Below are 26,056 nucleotides of genomic sequence, written 5' to 3'. Positions count from 1 at the left end.
AGTGACGTAAGGCAAAAGGATAAGGAGCAATTACATTGAAATACAGAGAAGATATTAGAAACGTGGCCATCATCGCCCACGTCGATCATGGTAAAACAACATTAGTAGATGAACTTTTAAAACAATCAGATACTTTAGATGGACACACGCAATTACAAGAACGTGCGATGGATTCAAATGCGATTGAAAGCGAACGTGGAATCACGATTTTAGCTAAAAATACGGCAGTTGATTACAAAGGCACTCGTATCAACATTTTAGACACTCCTGGACACGCGGACTTCGGTGGTGAAGTAGAACGTATCATGAAAATGGTAGATGGCGTAGTTTTAGTTGTCGATGCATACGAGGGAACAATGCCTCAAACTCGTTTCGTATTGAAAAAAGCATTGGAACAAAAAGTAACACCTATCGTTGTTGTAAATAAAATTGATAAACCTTCAGCACGTCCTGAGCACGTTGTTGACGAAGTCTTAGAATTATTTATCGAATTAGGTGCGGATGATGATCAATTGGACTTCCCAGTTATTTATGCATCTGCTTTAAATGGAACTTCAAGTGATTCTGATAAACCTGAAGATCAAGAGCCAACAATGGCACCGATTTTTGACCAAATCATTGAACACGTACCAGCACCAGTTGATAACTCAGATGAACCATTACAATTCCAAGTATCATTATTAGACTATAATGATTACGTAGGACGTATTGGGATTGGTCGTGTGTTCCGTGGAACAATGAAAGTCGGAGATCAAGTTGCTTTGATGAAATTAGATGGCAGCGTGAAAAACTTCCGTGTTACTAAAATATTTGGTTTCTTTGGCTTACAACGTGTTGAGATCAATGAAGCAAAAGCAGGCGATTTGATTGCCGTTTCTGGGATGGAAGACATCTTCGTTGGTGAAACAGTTGCTGACGTGGCGCATCAAGAAGCTTTACCGATTTTACACATTGATGAACCAACATTGCAAATGACATTCTTAGTAAACAACTCTCCATTTGCTGGTCGTGAAGGTAAGTATGTCACGTCTCGTAAAATCGAAGAACGCTTAATGTCAGAATTACAAACAGATGTGTCGTTACGTGTAGAACCAATCGGTCCTGACTCTTGGACAGTATCTGGTCGTGGTGAATTGCATTTATCAATCTTAATTGAAAATATGCGTCGTGAAGGATACGAATTACAAGTTTCTCGTCCAGAAGTTATTGAGCGTGAAATTGAAGGCGTAAAATGCGAACCGTTTGAGCGTGTTCAAATCGATACTCCTGAAGAATATATGGGTAGTGTTATTGAATCATTAAGCCTACGTAAAGGTGAAATGCAAGATATGATCCACACTGGTAACGGTCAAATTCGTTTGATTTTCTTAGCACCAGCTCGTGGGTTGATCGGTTATACAACTGAATTCTTGTCAATGACTCGTGGATACGGTATTATGCACCATACCTTTGATCAATATCTACCAATGATTCAAGGAACAATTGGTGGACGTCATCAAGGTGCTTTGGTTTCGATCGATACTGGTAAAGCAACTACTTACAGTATTATGAGTATTGAAGAGCGTGGAACAGTCTTTGTAGAACCTACGACTGATGTATACGAAGGTATGATCATTGGTGAAAATAACCGTGATAATGACTTAACTGTAAACATCACAAGAGCAAAACAAATGACCAACGTTCGTTCTGCCAATAAAGACCAAACGTCAGTTATCAAAAAAGCAAAAATCCTTACATTAGAAGAATCACTAGAATTCTTGAATGAAGATGAATATTGTGAAGTAACACCTGAAAGCATTCGTTTGAGAAAACAAATTCTTAATAAAAACGAACGTGAAAAAGCAAGTAAAAAGAAAAAAGTAGCTGAATAATCTAGTTTAGCTCTTCATCTGAACTAGCAGATGAGACAAGACATAAAAAGTCTTGTCTCTTTTTTTGTGGATAACTTTTAATGGATAAGGGGAAAAAATGCGTATCTTAATATAGAAACCTTGATAAATAAAGGTTTTGAATTTTAACGAACGTGGCATTATGTTTCACATGGGGAATATTGTTTCACGGCGGAGTGGATCCTCCCTTGAATTGCACTATAACGCATGCTAAAATAACAATCAGACGCAAAGAACGGAGAGAATTTCATGATTGATAGCAAAGGTTTACTAAAAGAAAAATTTGGATATGATGAATTTCGTCAAGGGCAAGAAAATATCATCAATCATGTTTTGCATAAAGAAAATGTTTTAGGGATTATGCCGACTGGTGGCGGGAAGTCAATTTGTTATCAATTACCTGCTCTGATGTTGGAGAATTTAACGCTAGTGATATCGCCATTGATCTCTTTAATGAAGGATCAAGTGGATGCGTTAAATATGATGGGAATTCCAGCGACATTCATCAATAGTACAATTTCACAACAAGAAATGAATAAACGTGTCCAAATGGCAGTTAATCGTGAAGTAAAGCTTTTGTATGTAGCGCCTGAACGTTTAGAATCGTTTGATTTTCAGCAATTGTTATTACATGTTCCAATTGATTTGTTGGCAGTGGATGAAGCGCATTGTATTTCGCAATGGGGACATGATTTTCGCCCAAGCTATCTGCGCTTAGCGGAGATTATTGAACAGTTCCAACAGCAGCCAACAGTGATTGCCTTAACTGCTACAGCAACACCTCAAGTAGCAGAAGATATCCTTAAACAATTACATATTCCCAAAGAAAATCAAGTGCAAACGGGGTTTGCCCGAGAGAATCTATCATTCCAAGTTGTAAAAGATCAAAACCGCGATGTTTTTCTGCTAGAATACTTGAAATTGAATCAAGGCCAATCTGGTATAGTTTATGCTAGTACTAGAAAAGAAGTGGAACGAATTTATCATTTACTTCAAAGTAAAAAGATAGCAGTAGGAATGTATCATGGTGGAATGAATGAGAAGGAACGTAATCATAATCAAGAAGAGTTTTTATTCGATAAATTGCAAGTTATGGTGGCAACGAATGCGTTTGGTATGGGAATCAATAAAAGTAATGTCCGCTTCGTTATTCATGCGCAGATACCAGGTAATATTGAATCTTATTACCAAGAAGCAGGCCGGGCTGGTCGAGATGGTCTGCCAAGTGACGCAGTCTTATTGTATGCGCCACAAGATTTACAAATCCAGCAATTTTTTATTGATCAATCAGAAATGACGATTGATTATAAACAAAAAGAATACATGAAATTAAGAGAGATGTCCCAATATGCTAATGCTCAGATGTGTCTGCAAAAATTTATTTTACGCTATTTTGGAGAAAAAGGTCATGATTGTGGGCGCTGCTCTAATTGTTTAGACGAGCGGGAATTAGTGGATATTACTGTTGATGTTCAAAAAGTGCTGTCGTGTGTAAAACGAATGGGCGAAAAATTTGGTAAAGGTTTAGTCGGAAAAGTATTGACTGGTTCAAAAGACCAAAAAATCGATCAATGGCATTTTAATCGCTTACCTACTTATGGATTGATGAAAGATCGAACGCAGAAAGAAGTCAATCAATTGATTGACTATCTGACAGCTGAAAGATATTTAAATCCATCTGATGGGCAATATCCGTTGCTATCCGTTTCACCAACTGGAGTTCAGGTGCTTTTAGGGGAACAGACGGTGTTTAGAAAAGAAGATCAGCGTGTTCGGAAAGTTGTGGTCAATGATGGACTGTTTGAAACATTAAGAGAGTTACGGATGGATTTGGCGCAGGAAGCAGGTGTGCCGCCATATTTGATTTTTTCAGATAGCACTTTGAAAGAAATGTGTGAAAAACTACCTAAAAATTCGATTCAGTTACTACAAGTAAAAGGTGTAGGGCAAAATAAACTAGATAAATACGGAGAAAAATTCCTAACAGCAATTGAAACGTTCAAACAAACAGAAGTAAAAGGCGACAGTATCCAGTAAGTCTTAGCACTGACGAACAAAAAAAGTTAGAGCCTCGCTCTAACTTTTTTGTTTGACTAGCTCCTTTTATATAGGATAAACAGCAAAGCGTTGTTCTTTCAACGGAATGATTTGGATTGGTTCAGCATAAAAGTCTGCGAATATTTCTTCGTTAAATAGTTCTGCTTGTGTTCCCTTGGCAAAGATTTCACCATCTTTTAGCAGCATCAAATGATTAAAACATGGCAGAATTTCTTCAGTATGATGGGTGACATAAAGCAAGGTTGGATGATTTTTTTGCTCAGCGATCTGTTGGATTTGAGATAAGAGCTTTTCTCTAGCAAATAAATCCAAACCATTACAAGGTTCATCTAAAATCAATAATTCCGGATCAGTCATTAAAGCTCTGGAAATCAAGACAAGTTGACGTTCTCCTTGAGATAATACTTCATACTTTTTACCGATGAGCGACTCACCGCCAGCATTTCTTAAAATGTCTTTGGCTTGCTCTAATTCTTTTTCGGTATAGTTCTGATAAATGCCAATGCTAGCAAATTTACCTGAAAGAACAATCTTTTCGGCGGTCTCGTGATTTTTCATTCGATACTGCAAAGCAGTACTAACCCAACCGATCCGGCGCTGTAACTCTGGTATTGAAGCATGACCAAATACTTGGTCCAACACTTCTAAACGCCCCTTAGACGGCCATAAGTAGCCGCAAATCAGTTGTAAAAGAAGTGTTTTGCCTGCACCATTCAATCCAAGAATAGCCCAGTTTTCAGAAGTGTCAACAGACCAGTTCACGTTATTTAACAATGTCTTTTTATCCCGAATAAAAGAGACGTTTTTAAACTCAAAAGCTTTCATACTAGCTCCTCCTTTGTCTTATTTTACCATTAAAAATCAAGAATAGAATAGGAGAGCTTGAAAAAAGATGAAAGAAGAAAACACTGTCAAGAAAATTCCATTGACAAAGCTTTCAAACCCTTGTATAATTGCTTTTGTTGCGTTATGAGGTGATGAATATGAAATGGTCTTTACTAGAACTAAATAAATACAAAGACAAACCATGTGATTTTTCAGAGACACTTGATTTAAAAGCGTCTTTGATGAAAAGAGACAATCTAATTCTAGATGTTAGTCCTGTTAAAGCAACCGGGATATTAACAGTAGGAAAAGAAGAGTATCTGCTTCACTATAGAATTGATGTTATTGTAACAGTTCCATCTTCACGTTCTTTAACACCTGTTCCTCTTACTTTAGCAATTGATGTGGATGAAGTCTTTATGACTCCTGAACAATATCAGCAAAGAGATGAACGTTTGGCAGATGAAGAAATTATTTTGTTGGAAAAACCAACAATTGATTTAGATGAATCCGTCGAAGATAACATTCTTTTGTCTATTCCAATTCAAGTGTTGTCAGAAGAAGAACAAACAAGTCAAGATATGCCAAAAGGCAATGACTGGGAAGTTCTATCAGAAGAAGCGTACGAACAGAAAAGACAATTTGAAGCACAACAAACAATGGATCCTCGTCTTGCTAAATTATCCGAATTATTCAATGAAACAACTGAAGATGACGATAACTAGTAAGATTGGAATATATCGTGCATTTTATGCACACATCTTTACAAGGAGGTGGAACACCAATGGCAGTACCAGCTAGAAGAACTTCAAAAGCTAAAAAGGGCAAACGCCGTACTCATTACAAATTAACTATCAAAGGTTTGAATGCATGTTCAAACTGTGGTGAAATGAGAAAAAGCCATCACGTATGTCCAGCATGTGGTCATTACGATGGAAAAGACGTAATCTCTAAAGAAGCATAAAACATTTTTTAGAAAATGTTAAAATCCCCTAGGCTAACCATGGAGCCTAGGGGATTTATTTTAATTTAGTGAGAAGTATTTTGATTGACATTTCTCTGTAATTGTCCAAATTATAAAAAATAAACTAGAATAAATGGAATTATTCGAACTATTTTGTTTTCATATCAAGCATTCTACGTTATAATGATGTAGATTATAAGAAAGTTCTAATGAAGTTCTTTTCTAAGATAGTGGGAGGATACAAGATGACAAAACAACAATTTGGCGTAGTCGGAATGGCCGTAATGGGGAAAAATTTAGCCCTAAATATCGAGAGTAGAGGATATTCAGTTGCTCTATTTAATCGTACAGGTTCAAAAACAACGGATGTCGTTGAAGAACATCCAAATAAAAATTTTAAAGCGACTTATACAATTGAAGAGTTTGTAGACTCTATTGAGAAACCTCGCCGTATTATGTTGATGGTTCAAGCTGGTTTTGCAACAGATGCGACGATTCAAGAATTATTGCCTCATTTAGATAAAGGGGATATTTTGATCGACGGCGGGAATACATTCTTTAAAGATACAATTCGTAGAAATGAAGAATTAGCTAATTCAGGAATCAATTTTATCGGAACGGGTGTTTCAGGCGGTGAAGAAGGTGCGCTTAAAGGACCTTCAATCATGCCGGGTGGTCAAAAAGAAGCGTATGAATTAGTAGCGCCAATTTTAGAAAAAATTTCAGCGAAAGCCGAAGATGGTGAACCTTGCGTTACTTACATTGGTCCAAATGGTGCGGGGCATTATGTTAAAATGGTACACAATGGAATCGAATACGGTGATATGCAGCTGATTGCTGAGTCTTATGACTTAATGAAAAATATCCTTGGTGTTTCCGTTGATGAGATGGCTGAGATTTTCAATGAATGGAACCAAGGCGAATTAGATAGTTACCTTGTAGAAATCACAGCAGATATTTTAACACGCAAAGATGATGAAGGAACTGGCAAACCAATCGTTGACGTGATTATGGATGCAGCTGGTAATAAAGGAACTGGTAAATGGACAAGTCAAAGTGCATTAGATTTAGGTGTCCCATTACCACTGATTACAGAATCTGTATTTGCTCGTTTCATATCTGCATATAAAGAGGAACGGGTAAAAGCAAGTAAAGTATTGGCAAAACCCGAAGCTCCTGCTTATCAAGGCGATAAAAAGGAATTGATCGAAAAAATTCGTGAAGCTCTTTATTTTAGTAAAATCATGAGTTACGCGCAAGGTTTTGCACAATTACGTGTTGCATCTGAAGATTACGAATGGGATTTACCGTTCGGTCAAATCGCTAAAATCTGGCGCGCAGGTTGTATCATCCGTGCTCAATTTTTACAAAAAATCACAGATGCATACGATAAAAATCCGACAATCGAAAACTTATTATTAGATGAGTACTTTATTGATATTACGAAAAAATATCAACAGTCTGTTCGTGATGTGGTATCGATCGCTGTTCAAGCCGGTGTACCAGTTCCAACATTCGCTTCAGCGATTGCTTATTATGACTCTTATCGTTCAGAGCGTTTGCCAGCAAACTTGATTCAAGCTCAAAGAGATTATTTTGGTGCTCATACGTATCAACGTACTGATAAAGAAGGCACTTACCACTATAGTTGGTATAACGAAGAATAATAAGTTGGAAAACCATGGGATCCAAAGATTTCTCATGGTTTTCTGTCTGTTATTAAGGAGAAAACAGGTTGTTACTAGCTTTTTGAGTTAAAAGTGGGTATAATAGGTAGGCTTTAAGATAGCTTTTAAAGAGAAAGGACAAATAACCAATGAGTAATATTCTAATTATTGAAGATGAAAAGAACTTAGCGCGTTTTGTAGAGTTGGAGCTGAAACATGAGGGTTACACGACAGAGGTTCACTACAATGGACGTACTGGTTTAGAAGCGGCTTTAAATAATGATTGGGATGCTATCCTTTTAGATTTGATGTTGCCTGAATTGAATGGACTTGAAGTTTGTCGCCGTGTACGCCAAGTGAAAAACACACCGATTATTATGATGACCGCACGTGATTCTGTAATTGATCGTGTCTCTGGCTTAGATCATGGAGCAGACGACTACATTGTTAAACCATTTGCTATTGAAGAATTATTAGCGCGTTTACGCGCATTGCTTCGCCGAATCGATATCGAAGGTGACAAAAATGTAGCGAAGCAAACCACGATCACATACCGTGATTTAACAATCGAAAAAGAAAACCGCGTTGTGCGCCGCAATTCAGAGATGATCGAATTGACAAAGCGCGAATATGAATTACTTCTAACTTTAATGGAAAATGTAAATGTTGTCCTAGCCCGTGATGTACTATTAAATAAAGTCTGGGGTTACGAAACAGAAGTCGAAACAAACGTTGTCGATGTCTATATCCGTTATCTGCGTAATAAAATTGATGTTCCAGGCGAGGAGAGTTACATTCAAACTGTTCGTGGAACAGGTTATGTGATGCGCTCGTGAAATCAATAAAAATGAAAAAAGCAACAAAAAAAGAACTGAAGGGGCCTTCTTTGACAATCAAGTGGGCTTCTGCAAGTTCTTTCTTCATATTTGTTGTATTCACTATATTCGCTGTGATTACTTATAAATCATCCGTTAATTTGATTGTTGAAAAAGAACGTGAAAATGTAGAAAGAACGGTCGCTGAAGTAGGCAACCGATTAGCTAATGCAGCAGAAAATTTGACGATCTCAGATGTTTATGAAAAATTAAAGACCCCAAGTGTTAATGAGAATGACCTGGACAGCAAAAAACTTTCTGTAGAAGGATCATTGATGGAAATGGATAGCATGATTTCTGAATTAGGGCAACCTGCCTTATTCCTTTCGGTCTATGATACGAAAGGAACACTGATATTTGAAACACAGAAAGCGCAAAATCAGTTGCTAAAAAAAGAAAAACAATCTGCTGAGATTAAAACAATGGGGGATAAGACGGGTTTTTTGATGATTCAGCCTGTTCGTTCAAAAGATAATAGAGAGATCGTCGGGTATATCCAAGCATTTTATGAGTTATCTTCTTTTTACGATATTAGAAATCGTTTATTGTTGACATTGTTTGTACTAGAAATAATCTCATTGATTTTAAGCAGTATTCTAGGTTTTATCCTATCATCATACTTTTTAAAACCATTGAAAGTGTTAAGGGACACAATGGATACTATTAGAAGAGATCCTCAATCAGATATTCATATGCCGGATATTCATTCAAATGATGAGTTAGCGGATCTCGCAGAAATCTTTAATGAAATGTTAGATCGGATGAGACGCTATATTGAACAACAAGAGCAGTTTGTAGAAGACGTATCTCATGAATTGCGTACACCAGTTGCAATTATTGAAGGTCATTTGAGTTTGCTGAATCGTTGGGGGAAAGAAGACCCAGAAGTTTTGGATGAATCTTTAGAAGCCAGTTTGCAAGAAATAGTTCGTATGAAGAGCTTAGTTCAAGAAATGTTGGACCTATCCCGGGCGGAACAAGTAGACGTTCAGTATTCAAACCACACATCAAATGCGAAGCAAGTAGTGTACCAAGTGTTCAATAACTTTAAAATACTATATCCAGATTTTGTTATCACTTTAGATGACGACTTATTGCACGAAGTAACTTTAGGTATTTATCGTAATCATTTTGAACAACTGCTGATTATCATTTTAGATAATGCGGTGAAATATTCAACAACACGGAAAGAAGTCCATATTTCTATTTCGAAAACGTTGAATGAGTTTGAAATTGCTATTCAAGATTTTGGTGAAGGGATACCAGAAGAAGACTTGGAGAAAATATTTAATCGCTTTTATCGCGTTGACAAAGCGCGCGCTCGTAATAAAGGTGGGAATGGCCTGGGGCTGTCGATCGCCAAGCAACTAGTAGAGAACTACAAAGGAAGAATAGATGCCGAAAGTGTTGTCCATCAAGGCACGATATTCCGAATTTATATTCCAATAGTAGATAAAGGTGAAATAGTAGAGTAGGAGCAGGTAAGCTCCTGCTTTTTTCTTTAAGCGAATAATCTGACTGTTATGATTTGCAACATAGCGGAAAAAGCGAATGCTTAGATGAAGTTGAAGAGATTTGTTCGCTAAAGAAAAAAAGAATGAAAAATAGGCATTTTCTAGTTGCTTTTTGCGATAAGACTTGTTATATTTATACATGTTCTTGTGATTGCACTTTATAAATATAAGAGAGAAAAAAATGTTTTTTTTCCTCTTGACGAGTGAGATACAATCATGATAGAATAACAAAGTTGTTGAAATAAAACAGCTAAAGAAACTTGAAAAATCAGGAAAAAAGTTGTTGACAAATAACAAACAACCTGATAAACTAATGAAGTTGTCGCGAAACATTCGATAACATCAAGCAGAAAAAACTTTGAAACTTTTTTTTAAAAAGTGTTGACATCAAATCGAAGATTTGATATGATGTAAAAGTTGCTGCGAGGTAACACAGTAGACCTTTGAAAACTGAACAAAGTAAGACGAACCAAATGTGTAGGTTGTTTTTACAACGGTAAAAACAAACAACAATTTTTAACAAAGCGAAGCAATATGCTAGCAAACAAATGAGCTTAACAATCTTCGGATTGTGTTCAACTTTTATTATGAGAGTTTGATCCTGGCTCAGGACGAACGCTGGCGGCGTGCCTAATACATGCAAGTCGAACGCTTCTTTTCTACCGAGTGCTTGCACTCATTTGAAAAGAGGAGTGGCGGACGGGTGAGTAACACGTGGGTAACCTACCCATCAGAGGGGGATAACACTTGGAAACAGGTGCTAATACCGCATAACAGTCGACACCGCATGGTGTTGATTTGAAAGACGCTTTCGGGTGTCACTGATGGATGGACCCGCGGTGCATTAGCTAGTTGGTGAGGTAACGGCTCACCAAGGCCATGATGCATAGCCGACCTGAGAGGGTGATCGGCCACACTGGGACTGAGACACGGCCCAGACTCCTACGGGAGGCAGCAGTAGGGAATCTTCGGCAATGGACGAAAGTCTGACCGAGCAACGCCGCGTGAGTGAAGAAGGTTTTCGGATCGTAAAACTCTGTTGTTAGAGAAGAACAAGTAGGAGAGTAACTGCTCTTACCTTGACGGTATCTAACCAGAAAGCCACGGCTAACTACGTGCCAGCAGCCGCGGTAATACGTAGGTGGCAAGCGTTGTCCGGATTTATTGGGCGTAAAGCGAGCGCAGGCGGTTTCTTAAGTCTGATGTGAAAGCCCCCGGCTCAACCGGGGAGGGTCATTGGAAACTGGGAGACTTGAGTGCAGAAGAGGAGAGTGGAATTCCATGTGTAGCGGTGAAATGCGTAGATATATGGAGGAACACCAGTGGCGAAGGCGACTCTCTGGTCTGTAACTGACGCTGAGGCTCGAAAGCGTGGGGAGCAAACAGGATTAGATACCCTGGTAGTCCACGCCGTAAACGATGAGTGCTAAGTGTTGGAGGGTTTCCGCCCTTCAGTGCTGCAGCTAACGCATTAAGCACTCCGCCTGGGGAGTACGACCGCAAGGTTGAAACTCAAAGGAATTGACGGGGGCCCGCACAAGCGGTGGAGCATGTGGTTTAATTCGAAGCAACGCGAAGAACCTTACCAGGTCTTGACATCCTTTGACCACTCTAGAGATAGAGCTTTCCCTTCGGGGACAAAGTGACAGGTGGTGCATGGTTGTCGTCAGCTCGTGTCGTGAGATGTTGGGTTAAGTCCCGCAACGAGCGCAACCCTTATTGTTAGTTGCCATCATTCAGTTGGGCACTCTAGCGAGACTGCCGGTGACAAACCGGAGGAAGGTGGGGATGACGTCAAATCATCATGCCCCTTATGACCTGGGCTACACACGTGCTACAATGGGAAGTACAACGAGTCGCTAGGCCGCGAGGTCATGCAAATCTCTTAAAGCTTCTCTCAGTTCGGATTGTAGGCTGCAACTCGCCTACATGAAGCCGGAATCGCTAGTAATCGCGGATCAGCACGCCGCGGTGAATACGTTCCCGGGCCTTGTACACACCGCCCGTCACACCACGAAAGTTTGTAACACCCGAAGTCGGTGAGGTAACCCTTGTGGAGCCAGCCGCCTAAGGTGGGATAGATGATTGGGGTGAAGTCGTAACAAGGTAGCCGTATCGGAAGGTGCGGCTGGATCACCTCCTTTCTAAGGAATATTACGGAAACTTACACATTCGTCGACACTTTGTTCAGTTTTGAGAGGTTTACTCTCAAATTAATAAGTACCACGGGGCCTTAGCTCAGCTGGGAGAGCGCCTGCTTTGCACGCAGGAGGTCAGCGGTTCGATCCCGCTAGGCTCCATTAGTAACCAATGGGTTACTAGTATTGTTCATTGAAAACTGGATATTGAAGTAAAAAAGTAATCAAAACAAACCGAGAACACCGCGTTGAATGAGTTTTTTAATTAAAATAGTTCGAATGCTTATTTTATTGGTGACGCCTCTATCGCTAGAGAAACGAACCAAACAAACTGACCGTAAGGTCATAAGGTTAAGTGAATAAGGGCGCACGGTGGATGCCTTGGCATTAGGAGCCGATGAAGGACGGGACTAACACCGATATGCTTTGGGGAGCTGTAAGTGAGCTATGATCCAGAGATTTCCGAATGGGGAAACCCAACATCTTTTATAGGATGTTACTTGCCAGTGAATACATAGCTGGTTAGAGGTAGACGCAGAGAACTGAAACATCTTAGTACCTGCAGGAAGAGAAAGAAAATTCGATTCCCTGAGTAGCGGCGAGCGAAACGGGAAGAGCCCAAACCAACAAGCTTGCTTGTTGGGGTTGTAGGACTCCGTTGTGGTAGTCTGTCAAGATAGTCGAAGAACCTGGAAAGGTTCGCCAAAGTGGGTAATAGCCCCGTAGACGAAATGTTGGCAACACCTAGGAGGATCCTGAGTACGGCGGAACACGAGAAATTCCGTCGGAATCCGCGGGGACCATCCCGCAAGGCTAAATACTCCCTAATGACCGATAGTGAACCAGTACCGTGAGGGAAAGGTGAAAAGCACCCCGGAAGGGGAGTGAAATAGATCCTGAAACCGTGTGCCTACAACAAGTCAAAGCCCGTTAATGGGTAATGGCGTGCCTTTTGTAGAATGAACCGGCGAGTTACGATTGCATGCGAGGTTAAGGTGAAGAGCCGGAGCCGCAGCGAAAGCGAGTCTGAATAGGGCGAATGAGTATGTAGTCGTAGACCCGAAACCATGTGATCTACCCATGGCCAGGTTGAAGGTGTGGTAAAACGCACTGGAGGACCGAACCCACGTACGTTGAAAAGTGCGGGGATGAGCTGTGGGTAGCGGAGAAATTCCAAACGAACTTGGAGATAGCTGGTTCTCTCCGAAATAGCTTTAGGGCTAGCGTCGAAGTTAAGAATGATGGAGGTAGAGCACTGTTTGGACTAGGGGCCCATCTCGGGTTACCGAATTCAGATAAACTCCGAATGCCATTCATTCATATTCGGCAGTCAGACTGCGAGTGATAAGATCCGTAGTCGAAAGGGAAACAGCCCAGACCACCAGCTAAGGTCCCAAAATATATGTTAAGTGGAAAAGGATGTGGGGTTGCACAGACAACTAGGATGTTGGCTCAGAAGCAGCCACCATTTAAAGAGTGCGTAATAGCTCACTAGTCGAGTGACCCTGCGCCGAAAATGTACCGGGGCTAAACATATTACCGAAGCTGTGGATCACACCTCTGGTGTGATGGTAGGAGAGCGTTCTAAGGGCGTTGAAGGTCGATCGTGAGGACGGCTGGAGCGCTTAGAAGTGAGAATGCCGGTATGAGTAGCGAAAGACGGGTGAGAATCCCGTCCACCGTATGACTAAGGTTTCCTGGGGAAGGCTCGTCCGCCCAGGGTTAGTCGGGACCTAAGCCGAGGCCGATAGGCGTAGGCGATGGACAACAGGTTGATATTCCTGTACCAGTTGTTTTTGTTTGAGCAATGGAGGGACGCAGGAGGCTAAGGAATGCATGCGACTGGAAGTGCATGTCCAAGCAGTAAGTCTTGAGTAGAGTCAAATGCTTTACTCTATACGGACAAGCTGTGATGGGGAGGGAAATAATAGTACCGAAGTTCCTGATGTCACACTGTCAAGAAAAGCTTCTAGTGAGAAAACAACTGCCCGTACCGTAAACCGACACAGGTAGTCGAGGAGAGTATCCTAAGGTGAGCGAGCGAACTCTCGTTAAGGAACTCGGCAAAATGACCCCGTAACTTCGGGAGAAGGGGTGCTGACTTCGGTCAGCCGCAGTGAATAGGCCCAAGCGACTGTTTATCAAAAACACAGGTCTCTGCAAAATCGAAAGATGAAGTATAGGGGCTGACGCCTGCCCGGTGCTGGAAGGTTAAGAGGATGGGTTAGCTTCGGCGAAGCTCAGAATTGAAGCCCCAGTAAACGGCGGCCGTAACTATAACGGTCCTAAGGTAGCGAAATTCCTTGTCGGGTAAGTTCCGACCCGCACGAAAGGCGTAACGATTTGGGCACTGTCTCAACGAGAGACTCGGTGAAATTTTAGTACCTGTGAAGATGCAGGTTACCCGCGACAGGACGGAAAGACCCCATGGAGCTTTACTGTAGCTTGATATTGAGTGTTTGTACCACATGTACAGGATAGGTAGGAGCCGATGAACCCGGAACGCTAGTTTCGGTGGAGGCGCTGGTGGGATACTACCCTTGTGTTATGAACCCTCTAACCCGCACCACTTATCGTGGTGGGAGACAGTGTCAGGTGGGCAGTTTGACTGGGGCGGTCGCCTCCTAAAGAGTAACGGAGGCGCCCAAAGGTTCCCTCAGAATGGTTGGAAATCATTCGCAGAGTGTAAAGGCAGAAGGGAGCTTGACTGCGAGACTTACAAGTCGAGCAGGGACGAAAGTCGGGCTTAGTGATCCGGTGGTTCCGCATGGAAGGGCCATCGCTCAACGGATAAAAGCTACCCTGGGGATAACAGGCTTATCTCCCCCAAGAGTCCACATCGACGGGGAGGTTTGGCACCTCGATGTCGGCTCGTCGCATCCTGGGGCTGTAGTCGGTCCCAAGGGTTGGGCTGTTCGCCCATTAAAGCGGCACGCGAGCTGGGTTCAGAACGTCGTGAGACAGTTCGGTCCCTATCCGTCGCGGGCGTTGGAAATTTGAGAGGAGCTGTCCTTAGTACGAGAGGACCGGGATGGACTTACCGCTGGTGTACCAGTTGTTCTGCCAAGGGCATTGCTGGGTAGCTATGTAGGGAAGGGATAAACGCTGAAAGCATCTAAGTGTGAAGCCCACCTCAAGATGAGATTTCCCATTTCTTTAAGAAAGTAAGACCCCTGAGAGATGATCAGGTAGATAGGTTGGAAGTGGAAGTGCAGTGATGTACGGAGCGGACCAATACTAATCGGTCGAGGACTTAACCAAAGTAACGAAATAAAAAAGTTTTTTCGGAATGTTTGATTACTACTTCAATCCAGTTTTGAGTGAATAATCACTCAACTTAATAGTAACAACACCCAGTGTGGTGGCGATAGCGAGAAGGATACACCTGTTCCCATGCCGAACACAGAAGTTAAGCTTCTTAGCGCCGATTGTAGTGAAGGGTTTCCCTTTGTGAGAGTAGGACGTCGCCACGCTAATTATTCCGGCATAGCTCAGTTGGTAGTAGCGCATGACTGTTAATCATGATGTCGTAGGTTCGAGTCCTACTGCCGGAGTTCCTTAATATAGGATTTATGAGTAATATTTTGCTTCTTTTAACTCTGGAGAGTTGTCCGAGAGGCCGAAGGAGCATGATTGGAAATCATGTAGACGGTGAACGCTGTCTCAAGGGTTCGAATCCCTTACTCTCCGTATTAAGTTTTTATTGGCCCGTTGGTCAAGCGGTTAAGACACCGCCCTTTCACGGCGGTATCACGGGTTCGATTCCCGTACGGGTCATTTATATTTATTGGAGGTTTAGCTCAGCTGGGAGAGCACCTGCCTTACAAGCAGGGGGTCGGCGGTTCGATCCCGTCAACCTCCATTAAATTACGGTTTGGTAGTTCAGCTGGTTAGAATGCCTGCCTGTCACGCAGGAGGTCGCGGGTTCGAGTCCCGTCCAGACCGTTTCATTAATTTTTGGCGCAGTAGCTCAGTTGGTAGAGCAACGGATTGAAGCTCCGTGTGTCGGCAGTTCGATTCTGTCTTGCGCCATTTGGAGGAATAGCGAAGTGGCTAAACGCGACGGACTGTAAATCCGTTCCTTAGGGTTCAGTGGTTCGAATCCACTTTCCTCCATTACATAGTAGGGATATAGTTAAACGGTATAACTACGGTCTCCAAAACCGTCATTGTGGGTTCGATTCCTACTATCCCTGTTAATAGTTTATGGCGATTGTGGTGAAGTGGTTAACACAGCGGATTGTGGTTCCGCCATGCGTGGGTTCGATCCCCATCAGTCGCCCTTAGCTTTTAAAATTATCATATGCTTTATGGCGATTGTGGTGAAGTGGTTAACACAGCGGATTGTGGTTCCGCCACGCGTGGGTTCGATTCCCATCAGTCGCCCTTAGTTCTAATATTGGGGTATAGCCAAGCGGTAAGGCAACAGGTTTTGATCCTGTCATGCGTTGGTTCGAATCCAGCTACCCCAGTTTTCTCTAATAGAGAATGTTTCATTTATAATATGGCGGTATAGCCAAGTGGTAAGGCAGAGGTCTGCAAAACCTTCATCACCGGTTCAAATCCGGTTACCGCCTTGCAAATTTATTTCATGCCGGCGTGGCGGAATTGGCAGACGCGCTGGACTCAAAATCCAGTGCCCGCGAGGGCGTGCCGGTTCGACCCCGGCCGCCGGTATAAAAGATAAGCCAACGTTGGTGAAACGTTGGCTTGTTTTTTAATATTTTAATACATTAGTTAAAAGGAGGTTATTATGAGGAAAATAAGAGTTTATTGTTTATTTATCTTGCTAGTTGGCTATATTAGTCCAATCATTGTAAGCGCCGAAGAGATCAACGAGTATAAACTAGATGAATCTGCAGAACAACACATAGAAAACAGTTCAGAAAAATTCAGTACATACGATAATGAAGCAGAAGAAGTTATGCCTCAGAAAGAGAGTACATTAGATACTTCAAGAAGTGTGCCTGAAGTATCTAATGAAATAAAAGAAGAAAAAAGTGGGAAAGTAATTGTTGCCTCAGGAATGTTCGGAACGAGTAAATGGCAAATAGATAATTCTGGAGCTTTACATATAGGTAGTGGTGACTTTATAAATACTAGAAATAGTTCACCTTGGTTTCCATATAGAAATCAAATTAATAAAATAGTTTTTGATGGACCTGTGAAAGCTAGCAACAATTCCTCAAATCTTTTTTCTAATTTAGATCGAGTTGTCGAATTTGAGAATCTTGGTGAGTTTGATACAAGTAATGTTACTCTAATGCGAGATATGTTTTCAAATACAAGTAGCTTAGTAAGTTTAGATTTATCTCATTTTGATACAAGCCGAGTAATTGATATGGGATTCATGTTTTCTTACGCAAGCAGTTTAACAAACTTAAATTTATCAAGTTTTAATACAAGCAATGTAGTTTATATGAGAAGTATGTTCTTTGGGACGCAAAATATAGATCATTTAGATTTATCAAACTTTGACACAGGTCATGTAGAAGATATGAGTGGTATGTTTATGAGAAGTGGAGTAAAAAACTTCGATATCAGTCGTTTTGATACAAGTAATGCAACAGACATGAGTGGTATGTTTAGTGGTCTTGATTTGGATGGTTTAGATCTATCTCATTTTGATACAAGCCAAGTGACAAACATGTCAGCTATGTTTGGCTGGAGTCAAATAACGAACTTAAATGTTTCTAGCTTTGAAACAGCTCAAGTCAAAAACATGGATGAAATGTTTACAGGGACTCAAATAGATAGTGTAGACTTATCCAGTTTTTATATAAATAATGTGAAGAATATGAATAATATGTTTAGTGGTAGCCAAATAAATAGTATCGATATATCTAATTTTGATACAAGTAAGGTAGTTTATATGTATGAAATGTTTGCACGTATGAGTGAACTTAAACATATCAATCTTGGCGAAAATTTTCAATTTAAAGATGGAGTAACATTACCTTCTCCAAGTAATATTTTACCTTATTATGGAAAGTGGCAACGAGATCATGAAGGAATAGTCTATACATCAGAAGAATTAGCAAATCAATATGATGGTTTAACAATGAAGGGAAATTATTATTGGGCAGAAAAACGGCCCAAGTTAGAAGTCAGAGACTCTACAATTTATACGGGAGACGAATGGAATCCACGAAATAATTTTATTTCAGCTGCTGATGAAGAGGGGAATACCCTTTCATTTGATCCAGCTATGACTACTGATACTGTAAATACTGAGTTCCCAGGAACCTATGAAGTTACGTATACAAATAACAGTGTGTCTAAAACAATCATAGTGACTGTAAAAAAAAATCTAGAAACGATCGAGGCTGAAGATACTATCATTTATGTTAATGATAGGTGGGAAGCAAAAGATAGTTTTCTCTCAGCTACTAATAGAGATGGAGAGAGTATTGAGTTTAATGCTAATATGACTGCAGATACTGTGAATACTACTATTCCTGGAACGTATCCTGTAACTTATAAAAATGGAAGATCATCAAAAACAATTGAAGTGATTGTAAAAGAAAATAAAGAAAGTATTTATGCTAAAGATTCTCTTATTTATGTTGGAGATAACTGGGAAGGGTATGACAGTTTTGTATCAGCAACTGATAAGGATGGAAATGAATTATCTTATAATGATTCCATGCTATCTGGAGAAGTAGATACTAAAGTACCAGGGATATATAATGTTGATTATACTAATGGTGAAGCTACAATTAAAATAACGGTCACTGTCAAAGATAACCTAGCTAGTATTCAGGCTAACGACTCAACTATTCATGTTGGTGACAATTGGCATGCAGAAGACAATTTCAAAGGGGCAACAGATAAAGCGGGGAATCAGCTAAGTATCAAAGATATAACCGTTACTGGAAAAGTCGATACCTCAAAAGCAGGTAAGTATGAAATAACATATGCTTATGATCAAGTTTCGTTGACCATTTTTGTGTTTGTTGAGGAAAATAATGATCAGAGCAGCATTGACAAGAATAACTTCGGAGATAAAATGGATAACAATTTAAAAAATGAAAATAGTACTAAAAAGAATACTAATCATGTACTTCCTAAAACAGGCGAGCAAGTCCATATGTTGTCTATAGTATTTGGTCTATTTATTTCTATGTTATCTGTTATCATGTTGAAAATAAGAAAAAAAGTTTTATAGTGCGTAAGAAAACGTAAAAAAGAGGAAAGACACTCAGTTGTTTTTCCTCTTTTTTGGTGCACAAATAGTATCAGATACTAAGCTTTTTTGAGAATAGTTGTTCCACCTGTTCTTCCGCCCATTGACACCATCTCAGTTCTTCTTCACAAATACGTATTCTTCTTTGGATGACAAGGAAACGCCCAAAGTTTCTGTTCTGTTCAACAGGATCACTCAACTGTTCTATTTGTTCTTGCTTTTCTTGGTTTTGCTTTAAAATTTTCAGCTGATGCTGTCTTCTTTCAAAAAGTAGCCCTTTGACTGTGTGTTTATCTAGAATAGAAGCAACATAGATTTTAGCTAGAAATTCGTCTTTTTGAGAGGGCTCCTTGGTTTCTTCTTGAATCCAGAGATTAACAACTTCTTCTCCTTTTTTGGTCAAATGATAAATCTTTTTTTGAGTATGTGTGTCATCAGTTTCTACCGATACATATTCGTCTTTTAAAAGTTTCGCCAGAGAAGTGTAAATTTGACTGTGATGGGCTTCCCAAAAAAGAGCAAGGTATTGCTTTAATTCATAACCAGTACAAGGTTTTCTAACTAACATACAAAGTAAAATATAACTAAGAGTATTCATTGAAGCTAGTCTCCTTTTATTTTTTTCTTTATTATACCATAAAAATATATGTATTAATAAACATGTAAATATTGACATGTTTATTTTTTTGTAGTATCTTTTTATAGAAAGAAGGGAAATAAATGGAAGAAACAGGTATTTTAGAGGAACAAGTGGAGATAGAAACTAAGGCGGGTTTGCGATCGGCATATGCAGTGGCATTTACATGTATGATTGCATTTATGGGAATTGGTTTAGTTGATCCTATTTTGAAAACAATTGCTAGACAATTAGATGCAACGCCAGCTCAAACAACTTTATTGTTTACGAGCTACATGTTGGTGACAGGAGTCATGATGTTGTTTACTGGTTTTATTTCTAGTCGAATAGGTGCAAAGAAAACATTGATTTTTGGACTTATTATCATTATAGGATTTTCATGTTTAGCTGGTTTTTCTGAAACAATTGAAGGACTGATTTATTTACGTGCGGGCTGGGGTTTAGGAAATGCTTTATTTATTTCAACTGCTTTATCAGCTATTGTGGGTGTGTTAGCCGGGCAAACAGAGAAAGCAATTATTATGTACGAAGCATCTATGGGACTTGGAATGGCTATTGGTCCGTTGCTTGGTGGTGTATTAGGAAGCATGTCTTGGCGTATGCCATTTTTTGGTGTAGCTACTTTGATGCTTATTGCAAGCTTTGCGATTGGTCTTTTATTGACTCCTATCGCTAAACCAAAGAAAAAAGTTACTCTTTGGGCAGGGATCAAAGCTTTAGGTAATCATAAATTACGTTCAGTTGGCATTATTGCACTACTATATAATTTTGGTTTCTTTACCTTATTAGCATATGCACCATTTTTACTGGAAGGATTTTCTGAAATGCAAATTGGATTTGTCTTTTTTGGTTGGGGCGCATTATTAGCTGTTGCATCGGTATTCATTGCACCTATTTTAGAAAAACAGATCAATACGTATCGTACGATTTTACTTGCATTATTTTTATTCTTTGCGTGTTTGTTCTTTATTGGCTTCAGCGCCCAAAAACCTGGATTGGTTGCAGCAGGCGTTATCATGGCAGGCTTTTTCCAAGGTCTGATCAATACACTTTTGACAACGATTGCTATGGAGATACCTGAGATCGAAAGAAGTGTAGCATCATCTTCTTATAGTTTTATTCGTTTTTTTGGCGGAGCGATTGCGCCATTTATTGCTGGTAAGCTAGCGGAAATTTGGAATACAAGTATACCCTTTTATTTTGCTGCCTTTATGGTTCTAATAGGTCTTGTATTTGTGGTCGTTCATAATCAATATTTTGCTACAGAAGAAGAGTATGAATAGAAGAATTTAAAAAACGCAGCATCTCTGAGAACTTCGAAGATGCTGCGTTTTTACTAATATTAGTATTACATTTTTAGGTATTTCATAAATTCAATATACAAACGAACGATCTACTATCGTTATAGTAATAGTTTTTGTATCTGGAAATCAAATAAACGATTCGCTCATAAAAAAAGCAGTGATATAAAAGATTTCATCTTTAGGAATAGAAATGGCATAGTAAGCTTCTAAAAATTGACTATTTTTTTGAACAATAGAAATTTCATTTGAATATTTTTCCTTAAACGTTAAAGTTTGCGGGAAAGTACTGACATTTTTTCCTTGTTTTAAACGATCGATCATACAAACGATATGACAAGACAATCCAATTTTTATTTCATAAGAGATAGCCGGATTGATTTCTGCCGCCATCGTTTCCACCCATTCTCGAATCGATAGAATCAAATTCTCACCATCTTTATATTCCAACATAGTTGCAATATTTAGACGCATGCCTTCAAAGGCGATTTCATAATCGATAAGTGATTGGATTTTTTCTGTTTTTGTTTCGTCTAGTGCATCAGTAATTGAGAAATGCGGTGCAGTGAAAGGATATTGAAACGTACCGATCGTACAGATTATTTTTCCAGATTGGCTTAAGTTTGCGACAGTTTGTTCAAGTAATTTTTGATCTGTGATTTGTAAAGATACAATTTCACAAGCAGAACCTCTCAAATTCAAACGGCTACTTAGCATTTTTTTGATCATTTGAGCCGATCCTTCTCCAGTAGTGCATAAAGTGAGTATATATAATTTCGACGGTCTTTTTTCTTCTGAATGTTTTTTATAAGTAGAAAGTCCTCTGATATTTATAGTTGCTTCAAATATTTCATTTAGTCCATAGCCAAGTGAGGCTTTTCTACTTGCTTCTAAGACATGAAGTGTACTAACTAATTCAATACAACGGATTTGAATATTTAATTTTTTCTCTAATTCATCACTGAAATTAATCAAAGAGCCCATGTCTACTAGTAAAAGAACGTCTTTTAACTGCTCTTTTGAAGAAAGATAATTTTGTATATTGGTCAAAGCGGTAATCGGTTTCTCGTCAAGACTCATATCAAAACCTACAGCTATTTGTTCACCCAATAGCTTATTAACGACTGTCGCCATACTGGTTGCCGTGGATTCACCATGAGCCACAACAATGACTTCGACCTTCGCTCTTTTTTTACTTTTATTTTCATCGGTTGTAAAAAATAATGCAAGAAAGGCAACTTCATCTTCAGGTAGTTGAATACTAAAATCAGTCTCAATAACCGAAAGACAATGCTGTGCTGTTTCAAAATGTCTAGGATATTCTTTTTTTATCTCAGAGATTCTTGGGTTAATGATAGTTTGACCTCTTTTTATTCTCTGAATCGTGTTATATAGATGAAGAGAGAGTCCATAACGAACATTATCAGGTAGATAAACATTCAATAATCGAGAGGCTTTTTCACAGACTTTATTAGCAGTTGCCACAATTTCTGATCCGACTATTTGTTCTAAATTAGTTAAATCGATTGTTGAATCATTATCATATGAACGATAGTAATTAGTGATCGTGGTATCGATAATCTCAGAAGTTTGGGAAAAATCAAGACCGATTCGTTCCATATCATTCATTTTTTGTTCAATGATTTGGTAGATATCATTTCCGTTCGTCGTATCTTTAGGTAAAAAAAGAGTGGTTTCTTCTTCATTAAAAAGAAAAAATCGAGCATTCATATTTGGTAAAAGTAACCATATTTTTTTTCGGTCTTCATTGTTGTAAAGACCTTCACGGATATAATGTGGTAATTCATAACTACCTATTTTAATAGTTTCTTCTTGTCGAGCAATAAATTGCGCATAAGCTTTTGCACAAAGCAACTGAATATCTGCTTTTAGTTGACCTACATTATTTGGACAATGATAGCCTAATAATGCTCGAATCGTATTGGTGGAAACTTCTATCGCTGTCCCTAATTTTTTAGTCTCCATTTGGAAAAACGTTGCAATCAAGCCTAGTCGTTCTTCTAGTCCTCGTTCAATTAAGCTTGGGATTTCGATTCTCATTGGAATTCTACGAATAAAGGTTTGTAGTAAAGAGGAAGAGGTATCTTCCGTTGTTGCACAAACGAGTAGTACTTGTGCCTGTCTTTCACTACTGGTCTCACCAAGTCTTCGATAAACGCCGCGGTCAATAAAAGTAAACAACATTTCTTGTCCTTCAGGAGGAAGGCGGTGAATTTCATCAAGAAATAGGATACCCCCATTGGCTTTTTCTAATAAGCCAGTTCGATCACTGTCTGCACCTGTATAAGCACCCTTGAGAACACCAAAAATAGAGCCGACCAATAATTGAGGGTTGTTGGCATAGTCAGCACAATTGAAGGTAACAAAGTTAGAATCCGCTTTCACTTTGTTTTGAGAGACTGCATAAGTATAAATCAATTCGGCGAACATACTTTTTCCGACACCTGTTTCGCCAGTTAATAAAATATGCATGCCATTTGGCGGGTATAAGACAGCAGCTTTAGCCTGTTCACCACAGTGAAACAAACTAGGGCTTTTTTTGATGAAGTCATCTAAGATATTCGTTTCAGTTTCTTCTTTTGGATTAGTTGAAAAGAAAAAAACAGGCTTCGTTCCATTTTTTTCTGCTTTGCCTAATTTAACTAATTGATTTAAGTCACTACTAACATTTGCTCGTGTAATGTTTAATTGTTCTGCGATTTCACTTGCTGTGACTGGTGTTTTTTCAGAATATTGGCGTAGTAATTCTGCCACTTTATCGATTCTTTTCATTTTTCCCCGACCTTTGATAAATATGTGTTTTTGTGTTCTACGGATTAAGTATACTGGTGTGAAATGAAATAGTCAAAGTCATGTGTTTTATTCTTGACAATGTGTTTTATCGCTGAGTTGGAATGTGTTTTGTTTTTTAGGAAATATGAAACACATTTGATGAGAACCTTGTTTCATAGCCTTTCTAATCGTTTGGCACGTTTATTGCTTATATAAATATGACAACGTAACGAGTGTTTGAAAGGAGAATGTCAAATGATTTCAGAGACAGATGTAATGCAAATTATTGTGTATGCTGGCAATGCCAAGTCACTGGCAATGAATGCAATCAAGGAAGCAAAAGGTGGAGAAATAGAGGCTGCCAAAAAAATGTTGGAGGAAAGCAAGAGCAATCTGAAAATTGCACACCAGCATCATACAGATATTTTACAGAAATTTGCGAACAATCCAGAAGAACCAGCAAATATGTTTTTGACTCATGCACAAGATCATATGATGGCCGCTATCACAGCAACAGATTTTTCAAAAGAATGTATCGATTTACATGAAGAGATACAAGAAATGCGTATTTTAATTAAACAGAATGCATAAAATAAAAAGGAAAAGGTGATTAGGATGAAAATTACATTAGCGTGTGCAGGTGGAATGTCCACAGGAATGTTAGTTAAGAAAATGGAAGAATATGCGAAATCCCAAGGAATCGAAGCAGATATTTCAGCCTGCGGACTTAGTGAATTAGAAGAACGAGTAACAGGTTCGGATATTATCTTGTTAGGACCTCAAGTTGGTTATCAATTGGACGATGTGAAAAAAGAATATCCAACTATTCCAGTACTTGTGATTGAAATGATGGATTATGGCATGATGAATGGGGAAAAAGTCTTTAAGAATGCTCAAGAAGTTATTGCATCTAATTAGGGTTAGTTAAAGGAGGAATACAAATGTCAGAAACGAAAAAAAGTTCATTTACTAATGGGTTGAACGTATTTGTCAATAAGTTTTCAAATAATACGTTTGTTAAAAGTATTGCGAATGGTATGATGATGACGCTGCCGATTACCATTGTGGGAAGTTTGACAACAATAATCGGTATGATTCCAGGTTTGCCAGAAATAGTTGTGAAGGCTTGTTCGCTTGGCACATCAATTTCAAGTAATTTAATTACGATTTATGTGATTATTGGTATTTCAAGTGCAATGGCCAAAGAGAAAAAAGGTGATATGATTTCTTCGATTATCTTAGCGTTAGCGTCGTTCTTCGTTTTAACACCAATAACTGCATTTGATATTGGTAAAGAGAAACCGGCGATGGCTTTTGAACTAACCTACCTAGGCTCAAAAGGGATTTTTGTTGGAATGATCGTTGCATTGGTTGTAACCTGGGTGTTTGCTAAGATGGTCGAAAAGCGTATCACGTTTAGAATGCCAGAGAGTGTTCCTACAGCAATCGCTAAAACATTTGAAGCAATTGTTCCTGCTGCAATTATTTTTATTGTTGTTATTCTAATAAGTACAGCATTCGCTGAGACGAAATTTGGAAATGTTCATGATTTTATTTATACGAATCTTCAAACACCACTGGAATCTTTAGGTGGTTCAATATGGTCTGCACTATTTATTATGTTCTTATCAGAATTGCTATGGTTTTTTGGTATTCATGGAAGTATGGTTGTAGGTTCTGTTATCGCTGTTTTATTTACAACACAAGCATATGCTAATATGGAAGCAGTAGCGGCTGGAGAAGTAGCGACAAATATTATCAATTCATTCTTCTTAGATGCTTTTAAAGGCCCTAGAGCTTTAGCATTAGCTGTGATTTTAGTATGGATGAGTAGAAGCGAAAAGTTCAAGTCGATTGGTAAGATCTCTTTAGTGCCTAGTATTTTTGGGATTACTGAACCAATGAAATTTGGTATTCCGATGATCATGAATGCAGTCATTTTTATTCCTTTAACTCTTTCGGCAGCTGTTTGCGTAGGAATTGCTTATTTGGCAACGATTATAGGATTTTTACCAGTTATTAGCGTGAATGTTCCTAAAAATCTGCCGACCTTCTTATCTGGTTTTATGGCCGCTGGTTGGCAAGGATTAGTCGTTCAGCTGATTCAATTTGTTGTGGTATTATTATTGTATCTGCCATTTATGAAAAAATTAGATAGTCAAGGTGTTGCTGATGAAGCCGCAACTCTTGAAAATAATTAGGAGCGTGA

15 protein-coding genes, 14 tRNA genes and 3 rRNA genes are annotated in these 26,056 nt (G+C 39.1%); 29 read left to right on the top strand and 3 right to left on the bottom strand.

The genetic code is table 11. The annotated features are described in order from the left end of the window. Positions 1–35 precede the first annotated feature (35 nt). On the top strand, positions 36–1,871 hold the full coding sequence (typA, locus tag A5821_RS04680) for a translational GTPase TypA (protein WP_086313432.1): 1,836 nt from the start codon (positions 36–38) through the stop codon (positions 1,869–1,871). Positions 1,872–2,138: 267 nt separating this feature from the next. Further along, positions 2,139–3,926, top strand: a complete 1,788-nt coding sequence (gene recQ, locus A5821_RS04675) for a DNA helicase RecQ (RefSeq protein WP_086313431.1) — start codon at positions 2,139–2,141, stop codon at positions 3,924–3,926. Between the two features lie 66 nt (positions 3,927–3,992). Here the strand turns inward: recQ and A5821_RS04670 are convergent, their stop codons facing one another. Next, positions 3,993–4,772 carry an ABC transporter ATP-binding protein gene (locus A5821_RS04670; RefSeq protein WP_086313430.1) on the bottom strand — a complete coding sequence of 260 codons (780 nt, stop codon included), beginning with the start codon at positions 4,770–4,772 and terminating at the stop codon, positions 3,993–3,995. Between the two features lie 158 nt (positions 4,773–4,930). Here A5821_RS04670 and A5821_RS04665 point away from each other — a divergent pair, with 158 nt between their 5' ends. The 23 genes from A5821_RS04665 (at position 4,931) to A5821_RS04555 (ending at position 19,098) form a co-directional block, all read left to right on the top strand. Beyond that, positions 4,931–5,497: a YceD family protein gene (locus A5821_RS04665; protein WP_086313429.1), complete on the top strand. Its 567-nt coding sequence runs from the start codon at positions 4,931–4,933 to the stop codon at positions 5,495–5,497. Between the two features lie 59 nt (positions 5,498–5,556). Further along, positions 5,557–5,736 (top strand): 50S ribosomal protein L32, encoded by a 180-nt coding sequence (gene rpmF / locus A5821_RS04660; protein ID WP_010763436.1) that lies wholly within the window; start codon positions 5,557–5,559, stop codon positions 5,734–5,736. 245 nt (positions 5,737–5,981) lie between these two features. Further along, a complete protein-coding gene (gene gndA, locus A5821_RS04655) occupies positions 5,982–7,403 on the top strand; it encodes an NADP-dependent phosphogluconate dehydrogenase (protein ID WP_086313428.1) in 1,422 nt (473 codons plus the stop codon). Between the two features lie 149 nt (positions 7,404–7,552). Then, complete coding sequence (locus tag A5821_RS04650; protein WP_010765234.1) at positions 7,553–8,239, top strand: response regulator transcription factor; 687 nt, start codon at positions 7,553–7,555, stop codon at positions 8,237–8,239. An 11-nt stretch (positions 8,240–8,250) separates the two neighbouring features. Then, entirely contained in the window at positions 8,251–9,753 is a 1,503-nt protein-coding gene (locus A5821_RS04645) for a HAMP domain-containing sensor histidine kinase (RefSeq protein WP_086314309.1), read from the top strand. A 622-nt stretch (positions 9,754–10,375) separates the two neighbouring features. Beyond that, a 16S ribosomal RNA gene (locus A5821_RS04640) occupies positions 10,376–11,936 on the top strand. 83 nt (positions 11,937–12,019) lie between these two features. Continuing rightward, positions 12,020–12,092 (top strand) — tRNA-Ala (locus A5821_RS04635). 187 nt (positions 12,093–12,279) lie between these two features. Beyond that, positions 12,280–15,191, top strand: a 23S ribosomal RNA gene (locus tag A5821_RS04630). 96 nt (positions 15,192–15,287) lie between these two features. Beyond that, positions 15,288–15,403: ribosomal RNA gene (gene rrf / locus A5821_RS04625) — 5S ribosomal RNA — on the top strand. Together the 16S, 23S and 5S rRNA genes with 14 tRNA genes alongside form the textbook arrangement of a ribosomal RNA operon. A 7-nt stretch (positions 15,404–15,410) precedes the next feature. Continuing rightward, a tRNA-Asn gene (locus tag A5821_RS04620) sits at positions 15,411–15,484 on the top strand. Positions 15,485–15,531: 47 nt separating this feature from the next. After that, a tRNA-Ser gene (locus A5821_RS04615) sits at positions 15,532–15,620 on the top strand. 15 nt (positions 15,621–15,635) lie between these two features. Beyond that, positions 15,636–15,707 (top strand) — tRNA-Glu (locus A5821_RS04610). A gap of 12 nt (positions 15,708–15,719) precedes the next feature. Further along, a tRNA-Val gene (locus A5821_RS04605) sits at positions 15,720–15,792 on the top strand. Positions 15,793–15,801: 9 nt separating this feature from the next. After that, positions 15,802–15,875: transfer RNA gene (locus A5821_RS04600), tRNA-Asp, on the top strand. Between the two features lie 14 nt (positions 15,876–15,889). Beyond that, positions 15,890–15,962: transfer RNA gene (locus A5821_RS04595), tRNA-Phe, on the top strand. Positions 15,963–15,965: 3 nt separating this feature from the next. Beyond that, positions 15,966–16,046: transfer RNA gene (locus tag A5821_RS04590), tRNA-Tyr, on the top strand. Between the two features lie 9 nt (positions 16,047–16,055). After that, positions 16,056–16,126 (top strand) — tRNA-Trp (locus A5821_RS04585). A 13-nt stretch (positions 16,127–16,139) separates the two neighbouring features. Next, positions 16,140–16,212: transfer RNA gene (locus tag A5821_RS04580), tRNA-His, on the top strand. A 31-nt stretch (positions 16,213–16,243) separates the two neighbouring features. Further along, positions 16,244–16,316 (top strand) — tRNA-His (locus A5821_RS04575). A gap of 14 nt (positions 16,317–16,330) precedes the next feature. After that, positions 16,331–16,402, top strand: a tRNA-Gln gene (locus A5821_RS04570). Positions 16,403–16,436: 34 nt separating this feature from the next. Beyond that, positions 16,437–16,507: transfer RNA gene (locus A5821_RS04565), tRNA-Cys, on the top strand. A gap of 16 nt (positions 16,508–16,523) precedes the next feature. After that, a tRNA-Leu gene (locus tag A5821_RS04560) sits at positions 16,524–16,607 on the top strand. A 76-nt stretch (positions 16,608–16,683) separates the two neighbouring features. Then, positions 16,684–19,098: a bacterial Ig-like domain-containing protein gene (locus tag A5821_RS04555; protein ID WP_086313427.1), complete on the top strand. Its 2,415-nt coding sequence runs from the start codon at positions 16,684–16,686 to the stop codon at positions 19,096–19,098. Between the two features lie 70 nt (positions 19,099–19,168). Here A5821_RS04555 and A5821_RS04550 read toward each other — a convergent pair whose 3' ends face one another. Then, the gene (locus A5821_RS04550; RefSeq protein WP_086313426.1) at positions 19,169–19,714 is read right to left on the bottom strand and encodes a PadR family transcriptional regulator; all 546 of its coding nucleotides are present in this window, start codon (positions 19,712–19,714) and stop codon (positions 19,169–19,171) included. A gap of 122 nt (positions 19,715–19,836) precedes the next feature. Between A5821_RS04550 and A5821_RS04545 the strand changes: the two genes are divergently transcribed. After that, a complete protein-coding gene (locus A5821_RS04545) occupies positions 19,837–21,036 on the top strand; it encodes an MFS transporter (RefSeq protein WP_086313425.1) in 1,200 nt (399 codons plus the stop codon). Between the two features lie 147 nt (positions 21,037–21,183). Here A5821_RS04545 and A5821_RS04540 read toward each other — a convergent pair whose 3' ends face one another. Beyond that, complete coding sequence (locus A5821_RS04540; protein WP_086313424.1) at positions 21,184–23,847, bottom strand: sigma 54-interacting transcriptional regulator; 2,664 nt, start codon at positions 23,845–23,847, stop codon at positions 21,184–21,186. A 255-nt stretch (positions 23,848–24,102) separates the two neighbouring features. Here A5821_RS04540 and A5821_RS04535 point away from each other — a divergent pair, with 255 nt between their 5' ends. From A5821_RS04535 to A5821_RS04525, 3 genes are read left to right on the top strand one after another with little or no spacing between them, the layout of a single operon-like run. Continuing rightward, positions 24,103–24,438, top strand: coding sequence for a PTS lactose/cellobiose transporter subunit IIA (locus A5821_RS04535; protein ID WP_086313423.1), 336 nt, complete (start codon positions 24,103–24,105; stop codon positions 24,436–24,438). Positions 24,439–24,462: 24 nt separating this feature from the next. Then, positions 24,463–24,765: a PTS sugar transporter subunit IIB gene (locus A5821_RS04530; RefSeq protein WP_086313422.1), complete on the top strand. Its 303-nt coding sequence runs from the start codon at positions 24,463–24,465 to the stop codon at positions 24,763–24,765. A 23-nt stretch (positions 24,766–24,788) separates the two neighbouring features. Further along, positions 24,789–26,048, top strand: a complete 1,260-nt coding sequence (locus A5821_RS04525) for a PTS sugar transporter subunit IIC (protein WP_086313421.1) — start codon at positions 24,789–24,791, stop codon at positions 26,046–26,048. Positions 26,049–26,056: the final 8 nt, after the last annotated feature.

The sequence above is a fragment of the Enterococcus sp. 7F3_DIV0205 genome, from assembly GCF_002141365.2.
Taxonomy (GTDB): domain Bacteria; phylum Bacillota; class Bacilli; order Lactobacillales; family Enterococcaceae; genus Enterococcus_L; species Enterococcus_L palustris.
Note: the sequence above shows the minus strand (reverse complement) of the source record. Positions and strands in the feature narration are given on the sequence as shown.

Coding starts and splice junctions, on each gene's coding strand:
- recQ (WP_086313431.1), top strand. CDS start 2,139: ATGATTGATAGCAAAGGTTTACTAAAAGAAAAATTTGGATATGATGAA.
- A5821_RS04670 (WP_086313430.1), bottom strand. CDS start 4,772: ATGAAAGCTTTTGAGTTTAAAAACGTCTCTTTTATTCGGGATAAAAAG.
- A5821_RS04665 (WP_086313429.1), top strand. CDS start 4,931: ATGAAATGGTCTTTACTAGAACTAAATAAATACAAAGACAAACCATGT.
- rpmF (WP_010763436.1), top strand. CDS start 5,557: ATGGCAGTACCAGCTAGAAGAACTTCAAAAGCTAAAAAGGGCAAACGC.
- gndA (WP_086313428.1), top strand. CDS start 5,982: ATGACAAAACAACAATTTGGCGTAGTCGGAATGGCCGTAATGGGGAAA.
- A5821_RS04650 (WP_010765234.1), top strand. CDS start 7,553: ATGAGTAATATTCTAATTATTGAAGATGAAAAGAACTTAGCGCGTTTT.
- A5821_RS04645 (WP_086314309.1), top strand. CDS start 8,251: ATGAAAAAAGCAACAAAAAAAGAACTGAAGGGGCCTTCTTTGACAATC.
- A5821_RS04555 (WP_086313427.1), top strand. CDS start 16,684: ATGAGGAAAATAAGAGTTTATTGTTTATTTATCTTGCTAGTTGGCTAT.
- A5821_RS04550 (WP_086313426.1), bottom strand. CDS start 19,714: ATGAATACTCTTAGTTATATTTTACTTTGTATGTTAGTTAGAAAACCT.
- A5821_RS04545 (WP_086313425.1), top strand. CDS start 19,837: ATGGAAGAAACAGGTATTTTAGAGGAACAAGTGGAGATAGAAACTAAG.
- A5821_RS04540 (WP_086313424.1), bottom strand. CDS start 23,847: ATGAAAAGAATCGATAAAGTGGCAGAATTACTACGCCAATATTCTGAA.
- A5821_RS04535 (WP_086313423.1), top strand. CDS start 24,103: ATGATTTCAGAGACAGATGTAATGCAAATTATTGTGTATGCTGGCAAT.
- A5821_RS04530 (WP_086313422.1), top strand. CDS start 24,463: ATGAAAATTACATTAGCGTGTGCAGGTGGAATGTCCACAGGAATGTTA.
- A5821_RS04525 (WP_086313421.1), top strand. CDS start 24,789: ATGTCAGAAACGAAAAAAAGTTCATTTACTAATGGGTTGAACGTATTT.